This is a genomic window from Micromonospora sp. CPCC 206061, assembly GCF_036906915.1.
Lineage (GTDB): Bacteria > Actinomycetota > Actinomycetes > Mycobacteriales > Micromonosporaceae > Phytohabitans.
The window spans coordinates 1-6,827 of record NZ_JBAKHX010000160.1 but is presented as its reverse complement, the minus strand read 5'-3'; the positions used below and the strand labels follow the sequence as shown (position 1 = coordinate 6,827).

Genomic DNA, 6,827 nt, shown 5'->3' with positions numbered 1-6,827 from the left:
TGACCGCCCAGAACCGGTCAAATCTTCCAAGGTCCGCCCCGAGTGAGTATCCGGATCTGCCGCTGACAAAGCGCGCCGGCTGTCGCCGTCCATCACTGTCCGTACGCCGGTTGGCTGTGGCGACTGGTCGGCCCATTGACCGAGTAGTCGGTCCTCCTGTCCGGGGGCTTGGGGACGTTCACCTCGGCGCTGCGATCCAGATCGCGCTGGGACCCGATCGCGCCGTGGTCAGAGATCGGCTGCACGAACCGACCGCAGGGTCTTGACTGGTGCAGAGAATTCGCCCTGCCGACGGTGGTGTGCTGGGGATGACGCGGGTGGGTTCGCCGGGCGGGCGTGCCGGACAGCGCACGTGCCCGCAGGCGGGCCGGTGCCCCCGACGGCGGCCGCAGCGTCGCTCCCCACTGTTCGAGCTGCCTCAGGTCACTCATCGTCCACCTCAACGTTCGTCGGATTGCTGTCCCCCAGTGCGGCGCGGGTGGGCCGATCGTGCGCCTGTCCCCGCGGACGCGCGGACCGCGTTCGTGCGGCACGCGGAGTCGACGCTGCGCGTCGACGCCGATGTGCGGGCCCTCGCGGACAGCCAGTTCCGCTTCGTCGCCGGCGTCGCCGGCGACGGCACCGAGATCATCCAGTCGGTCAACCTCCCGGACCGGTACGTCCGGGTCGTGGACGGCGCGGTGCGGCTCGACCTGGTCGGGACCAGCTTCCGCCGGGTACCGCGCACCGCGGGCGTGTCGATCCAGTTGCCCACCGGCGAGTTCCTCACCCACGACCAGGGCCGGCTGACCGCCGGCCCCGCCGACGGCCCCCGCACCCGCTTCCTCCTCAGCTAACCCAATCCTGATCAAGGCGTCCTTCAAGTCGTTAGAGCGACTTGAGGGACGCCTTGATCATGGGGGTTATGATGGCCGGCCGTGACGACAGATGATCGGCGGCGGGACGCGCTGCGCGCGTCGGGCGCCGACCGGCAGCGGGCCGCCAGCGTCCTGACCGCGGCGTTGCGGGAGGGCCGGCTCGACGCGGCCGAGTACGAGTACCGCGCCCAGGCCGTCCAGGACGCCAAGTCGGTCGGCGAGGTCAACGATCTGCTCGCCGACCTGCCCAGCCAGCTCGGCGTCCGGGACTGGGCCGGCCACCTGCGGATCCGGCAGGCCGACCGGGAACAGGCCATCCGCTGGCTCGCCGACGCCCTGACCGAGGGCCGGTTGACCACGGCCGAACACGAGCGGCGGCTCGCCGGGGTCGCGTCGGCGACCACGTACGCGGATCTGCCGAAGATGCTGGACGGCGTACCCGGACCGCCGGACGCGGCGCGCGAAGGTCTCCTGGTCTCGGACGCCGACCGGCAGGCGGTGCTGGATGAGCTGGCGGCGGCCAAGGCCAACGGCCTCCTGAGCGCCGACGAGCACCGCGACCTGGGCCCCGCGATCCGGCGCGCCCGGCGGTACCGTGACCTGGACGCGCTCGCCATCGACCTCGCGGAGCGGGCCGACCCGGCCGAGCGGGGCCGCGCTGTGCGGCGTCTCGACCACGCGCACGCCGCGGGCCAGCTGGACGCGGCCGAGCACGCCGAGCGGGTCGCCGCCGCCCACGCGGCCACTCAGGACCGCGAGCTGGCCGCGCTGCTGGCGGATCTGACGCCGGCGACCGGTGGCCGGGCGACGGCCCGGTCGCTGCTGGCGCTGAACCGGCGGCACCGGCTCACCGACGCCGAGCGCGAACTGGCCGCGCAGGAGCTCCAGCACGCGCTGGACGACGGCCGGCTCACCCTCGACGAGTACGACGACCGGGTCCAGAAGGCGTACGCGGCCGGCACCGCCGCCGCGCTCCGGCCGCTGTTGCGGGATCTGGTGGTACCCGACGACCGGCCGCCGGCCGACCGGACGCCACGGCGGCGGCCACGGTTCTGGTGGATCCCGCTGGTGGCCGTGCCGGCGGTGGTGATCGTGGTCGCGGTGGTGGTGGGTGTCGCCGCGTTCATCGACCGCGGCGACGGCGGCGGACCCGCCGGGCGGGACATCGACGTGCTGTGGACCGCGCCGTTCGACCGCCCCTCCAATGTGGTGGGTCAGGGCAGCTGGATCACCGACCGCGCGGTCATCCGGGCCCGACTCGACCGCCTGGTCGCCTACGACCTGGCGGACGGCCGCGTCGCGTGGACCTTCCCGGTGCCGGCCGAGCACGAGCTTTGCACGATGAGCGGCACCGTCGACGGCAACGTCGGCGTCATCGGTTACGCGCCCGCCAGTAGCTTCGAATGCACCACGCTCGTCGCCGTCGACCTGGGCACCGGGCGGTCGTTGTGGCAGCGGCCGCGGCCAGGGTTCGGGGGCGAACACCGGAGCGGGGACGAGGTCGCGGTCGTCGGGGAGACCGCCATCATCCGGGAGCCGACCGGCTTCGTCGCCGTCGACGCGCGCGCCAACACGCGGAAATGGCGGCTGCCGGTCGCGAAGGGCTGCCGCACGTACTCGGTCACGGCCAGCCCCGACGTGGCCGCGCTCGTGTCCGCGTGCGCCAACCGCGCCGCCACGCTCGCGCTCGTCGAGGTGGCGTCCGGCACGGAACGGTGGCGCGCGCCGCTCCGCCTCAGCACCCAGGACGACGGCGACCACGAGTGGGGCAGCACCAAGGCGACGGTCGTGCTCTCCCTCGACCCGGTCGTCGTCCGCACCAGCGACGCGGGCGGCGCGTTCGTCGCGTTCGACGACCAGGGCCGGCGGCGCGCCACCATCGCCCAGGCGCAGGCTGACATGGACCTGGCCGTCGGCGCGTTCCCGTACTCCTTCATGTCGCGGCCGGCGTACCGGGTCGCCGTGCTCGGCGACGTCCTGGCGGCGCCGGCTCGCAAGCCCGGCGAGACCCAGGACACCGCCATCGCCGGCTTCTCGCTCACCGACGGCCGCCGGTTGTGGCTCACCGAAACGTACTACTCGGTGGGGAGTATCGGCGTCGGGGACGGCGCCGTCGTCGCGACGGTCGCCATCGACTTCTTCGACTACCAGCTCAGCGCGGTGTCCCCTCAGGACGGCAAGGTCCGGACCCTGGTGCGGTTCGACGATCTGAAGGAGGAGAAGGTATCCGCCTACGTTTTCGAGCTTCGCCAGGTAGGCGACCGGTACGTCTTCGTCAGCCCCGCGGCCGAAGGCACGCCACCGGTCACCGTGCTCGGCCCTTCATGATCAGGACGTCCTTCAGCATGGAATTCCGCTGTCCCCCCATGAGCTCGCAGCGCTTGATTTCGTGTGACCACACCCCTCAGGGAAGTCGAGGCGGCCAGGTGGGAGCTCCAGGCAGCACCGCAGCGGAGACGACGACATGGCGCTCATTGTTGGCTATCAACGTCCGCATCCCCGTGTGACGCGCCACCTCGACCACGAAGGTTCAAGCGCGGATGGCGGGACTGGGCAGAGCTGCGATGAGCTGGTCCAGTTCGTCGTCGGTGTTGTAGTAGTGCACGGAGGCCCGGACCAGGTCGGGAAGGCCCCGGTTGGGAAGGTCCAAGCGGGCGTAGTCGACCAAGGACACGCTCACGTTGACACCATTGTTAGTGAGGATCTGCTGAATTTGCTGGGCGGGTACGCCATCGATGGTGAAGGTGACGATTCCACAGCGCCGCCGACCTTGATCGTGCACGTGGACACCGTCCTGGCTCTGCAGTTGCGCGCGAAGGCGATCGGCCAAGGCGGTGACGCGCGCCTCGATTGCGTCTAGCCCCCAGGACATGGCGTAGTCCACCGCGACGCCGAGGCCGATTTTGGCGGCGTAGTTAGTCTCCCAGTTCTCGAACCGCCGGGCGTCGGGACGGATCTGGTACCGGTCCGGTGCGGTCCAGGTCGCGGCGTGCAGGTCCAGGAACGGTGGCTCCAACTGGTCGAGCATGCTCCGGCGAACGTAGAGGAAGCCAGTTCCTCGCGGACCGCGCAGAAATTTACGGCCGGTCGCCGACAGCAGGTCGCAGCCGATCCGATCCACGTCCACGGGTAGCTGCCCGACTGACTGGCAGGCGTCGAGCAGGAACGGCACGTTGGCGTCTCGAGCCACGGCACCGACCTCCTCGGCCGGGTTCACCAGGCCACCCTGAGTCGGGACATGCGTCATCGCGACAAGCTTCACCGGGCTCGGACCCTCGCTCAGGCGTCGCCGCAGGTCCGGCACGGACACCTGCCCGGACTCGTCGTCGTCGACAACCTCAACGACGGCGCCGGTGCGAGCTGCGACTTGAAGGAAGGCGATGACGTTGCTGGCGTACTCGGCCCGCGCAGTCAAAATTCGGTCACCGGGCTCGAACCTCAGGCCGTAGAAGGCCATGTCCCACGCCCGGGTCGCGTTCTCCACCACCGCGAGCTCCTCGACGTTGCAGCCGATCAGTCGGGCGATGGCCGTATAGGTGCCCTCAACCTGCTCGGCGGCGGCTGCAGCGGCCTCGTACCCGCCTACCTCCGCTTCCCTCCTCAGGTGAGCGATCACGGCCTCAGTCACCTGCACCGGAGGTAGCGCCGCCCCCGCATTGTTCAGATGAGCCACCCGAGCCGCGCCCGGAGTATCGCGCCGGGCGCGCTCGACATCGAAGATCACGGCCGCAACTATAGCCGGGCAGACCAGCCGTTTCGGTCTGAGTCGAAGGATAACGCCTCCAGCGCAGAAAGGGTGGTCGACGTGATCGGTCTATGCGAGCAGGATCCGCTGTCGCAGGAACGGGAATTCGGCTCGGCCGTACATCTGCCGTCTGAGGAGTTTGACCTTCGTGTTGGCGCCTTCGATAGGGCCGTTGCTGTGGGACACGGTCAGTCCGGCCACGACGGCTGGCAGGTCCATGCGTAGGCCGTGAACGAACGCGTGCAACGCAGGTAGGTCGACATTGTCCATCTTCGACACCGGCAGGGCCGAGCTGTCGCCCCGAAGCTGGGACCAACTGGTGGACGACCTTGACAAGGCCGAGGAGAGGCGTTCCATCGCCTCGTGGAGCCGTTGCCGGGTGGTGGATCGCGGCTGTTCGGTCACTGGGTGCTCCGGTCGAGGACGCGGTCGACTTCCTTGAGCTGGGCCTGGATGCTGCGTCGGTGGTTCGGGGCGAGCGTGTCGGTGTCCAGCATCCGCTGCAGGGAAGACTGCTCGGCGGTCCAGATCGGGATGTGTTCGGCGGCGATGATGCTGTTGGGGCAGCGGCTGGGCTGGCAGCGGTCGAGCAGGGGGCCGCGGTGCCCGTCCGGGATGATGGCGTCTTCCAGGCACTTGGCGCCGATGGGGTCGTCGTCGTTCATGGTGCAGTGGTTGAGCTTGCCGAAGCGGATCGAGATACCGGGTGGGAAAAATTCTTCACCCGCCATGGCACACACGCAGACAACACCGATGCCGCAGTACACGCCTTGCGACAACGACGACTGGACCGCCTGCCGGCCAGGCTCAGGCCAGCCGGCGGGCAGTTCGTCGACTACCTGGTCGCTCAACAGCGCCGCGCACGTCTCTACGGCGGGGCGAGCCTCAGCGACAAGACGATCGCCCACCGCATCAACGTCCTGCTCCAACTTGCCGACCACCTCGATGCCCGGAACATCGACGACTGGGCTGCCGTGGCCGCCGAGGACCTGGAAAGCTTCCTCATCTCCAACACTGCCCAGCGCATTCCGGCGCTGCGCACCTTCTTCGCCTTCACCCGACGCCGGAAGATCACCCTGATCAACCCGGCTGCCGACCTGCGCCGCAGCCAGCGCAAGGGATACGCCGGTCCGCTGACCGAACCTGCCCGGCAGCGGCAACTGCTGGACCGGTGGCGGCGGGAGGACACCGACCCACGCGAACGCGTGGTCGGCCTGTTATGCCTCCTGCACGCAGCCAGCAACAACGACGTGCGTATGCTGACCATCGTCGACGTCGACATCGACATCGACATCGACATCGACATCGACATCGACATCGACATCGACATCGACATCGACATCGACCAGGCATCCGCTCGACTACACAACCGCCGCCACCCGGTGCCGCTCGACCCGCTGACCATCGACGCGATCCGGGCCTGCCTCGAGCAACGCCCGACAACAGCGCCCGACAACCGGTATCTGCTCGTGACACACCACAGCCGGCAGCACAACAGGCCCTGCTCCATCGACTTTCCCGTACGGATCCTCACGACGGTCGCCCCGACGCCCCAGGTCCTACGCCAGACTCGGTTGTCCGATCTCGCCCAGCTTGCCGATCCGCGCATGATGGCCGCGGCCATCGGGATCACCAGAAAGGCAGCTCTTCACTACACGATCGGCAACGATCGCGCGTAGCGGAAGGTCGAGCGGGAACGGGGCGACGTGCGAGCCCTGGAAGGGGCGGGTGGCGATGCGCCACACTTCTCTGCACCAGTCAAGAGAAACTGGACGATCGTGATCGTCTGCGGCAGGTAAGGCGCCCCGTCGATGTCGTGCTTGCCCGTACCGATGCCGGTGCCCTTATCCGGACCTCGCCTTGCCGGCAATCGTGCTGGTGCGTTCGAGCCGCATCCACGTCTCTCGACACACTGGGGCGCCGCGTTCCCTTGAGCGACCGTGAAGCCGGGCGGCTTAACCCGTTACTGGCCCGCCGCCGAGGGTGGGTCTCGATGGGATGCCGAGGTGGACGGGTGCGGCGGTTCGGCATAGGCGCATGGTTTGATCGCGTTTGCTGCGGAGTCGGCTGAAAGTCACATCGATCCCCTCGACCTCACCGAGCCAGCCCTCCTGCGATGCCCGGTCGCGTCGCTCCACCAGGTCGTTCTCGATCGTGTCGAGGTGTCGTCGCTCACGTAATTCCCCGGGGCTGGGCTCAAGTAATTCCCCAGGGTGTGGCCCTCG

The 6,827-nt window shown here is 69.1% G+C and carries 6 protein-coding genes; 3 read left to right on the top strand and 3 right to left on the bottom strand.

Annotated features, from left to right (window positions below; translation table 11 throughout):
- The first annotated feature begins 524 nt into the window (after nt 1-524).
- Nucleotides 525-836, top strand: coding sequence for an AbfB domain-containing protein (locus V6V89_RS40815; RefSeq protein ID WP_334625087.1), 312 nt, complete (start codon nt 525-527; stop codon nt 834-836).
- An 81-nt stretch (nt 837-917) separates the two neighbouring features.
- The gene (locus tag V6V89_RS40810; protein ID WP_334625086.1) at nt 918-3,185 is read left to right on the top strand and encodes a DUF1707 domain-containing protein; all 2,268 of its coding nucleotides are present in this window, start codon (nt 918-920) and stop codon (nt 3,183-3,185) included.
- A gap of 202 nt (nt 3,186-3,387) precedes the next feature.
- Here V6V89_RS40810 and V6V89_RS40805 read toward each other — a convergent pair whose 3' ends face one another.
- The 3 genes from V6V89_RS40805 to V6V89_RS40795 form a co-directional block, all read right to left on the bottom strand.
- A complete protein-coding gene (locus V6V89_RS40805) occupies nt 3,388-4,581 on the bottom strand; it encodes an aminotransferase class V-fold PLP-dependent enzyme (protein ID WP_334625085.1) in 1,194 nt (397 codons plus the stop codon).
- 90 nt (nt 4,582-4,671) lie between these two features.
- Nucleotides 4,672-5,007 carry a transposase gene (locus V6V89_RS40800; protein WP_334625084.1) on the bottom strand — a complete coding sequence of 112 codons (336 nt, stop codon included), beginning with the start codon at nt 5,005-5,007 and terminating at the stop codon, nt 4,672-4,674.
- The gene (locus tag V6V89_RS40795) at nt 5,004-5,267 is read right to left on the bottom strand and encodes a hypothetical protein (protein WP_334625083.1); all 264 of its coding nucleotides are present in this window, start codon (nt 5,265-5,267) and stop codon (nt 5,004-5,006) included. The genes V6V89_RS40800 and V6V89_RS40795 overlap by 4 nt, the downstream gene beginning before the upstream one ends.
- On the opposite strand from V6V89_RS40795, the gene V6V89_RS40790 reads away from it, so the two are divergent.
- Complete coding sequence (locus tag V6V89_RS40790; RefSeq protein WP_334625082.1) at nt 5,205-6,281, top strand: hypothetical protein; 1,077 nt, start codon at nt 5,205-5,207, stop codon at nt 6,279-6,281. The two genes, V6V89_RS40795 and V6V89_RS40790, sit on opposite strands and share 63 nt — an antisense overlap.
- Nucleotides 6,282-6,827 lie beyond the last annotated feature (546 nt).

Coding starts and splice junctions, on each gene's coding strand:
- V6V89_RS40795 (WP_334625083.1), bottom strand. CDS start 5,267: ATGAACGACGACGACCCCATCGGCGCCAAGTGCCTGGAAGACGCCATC.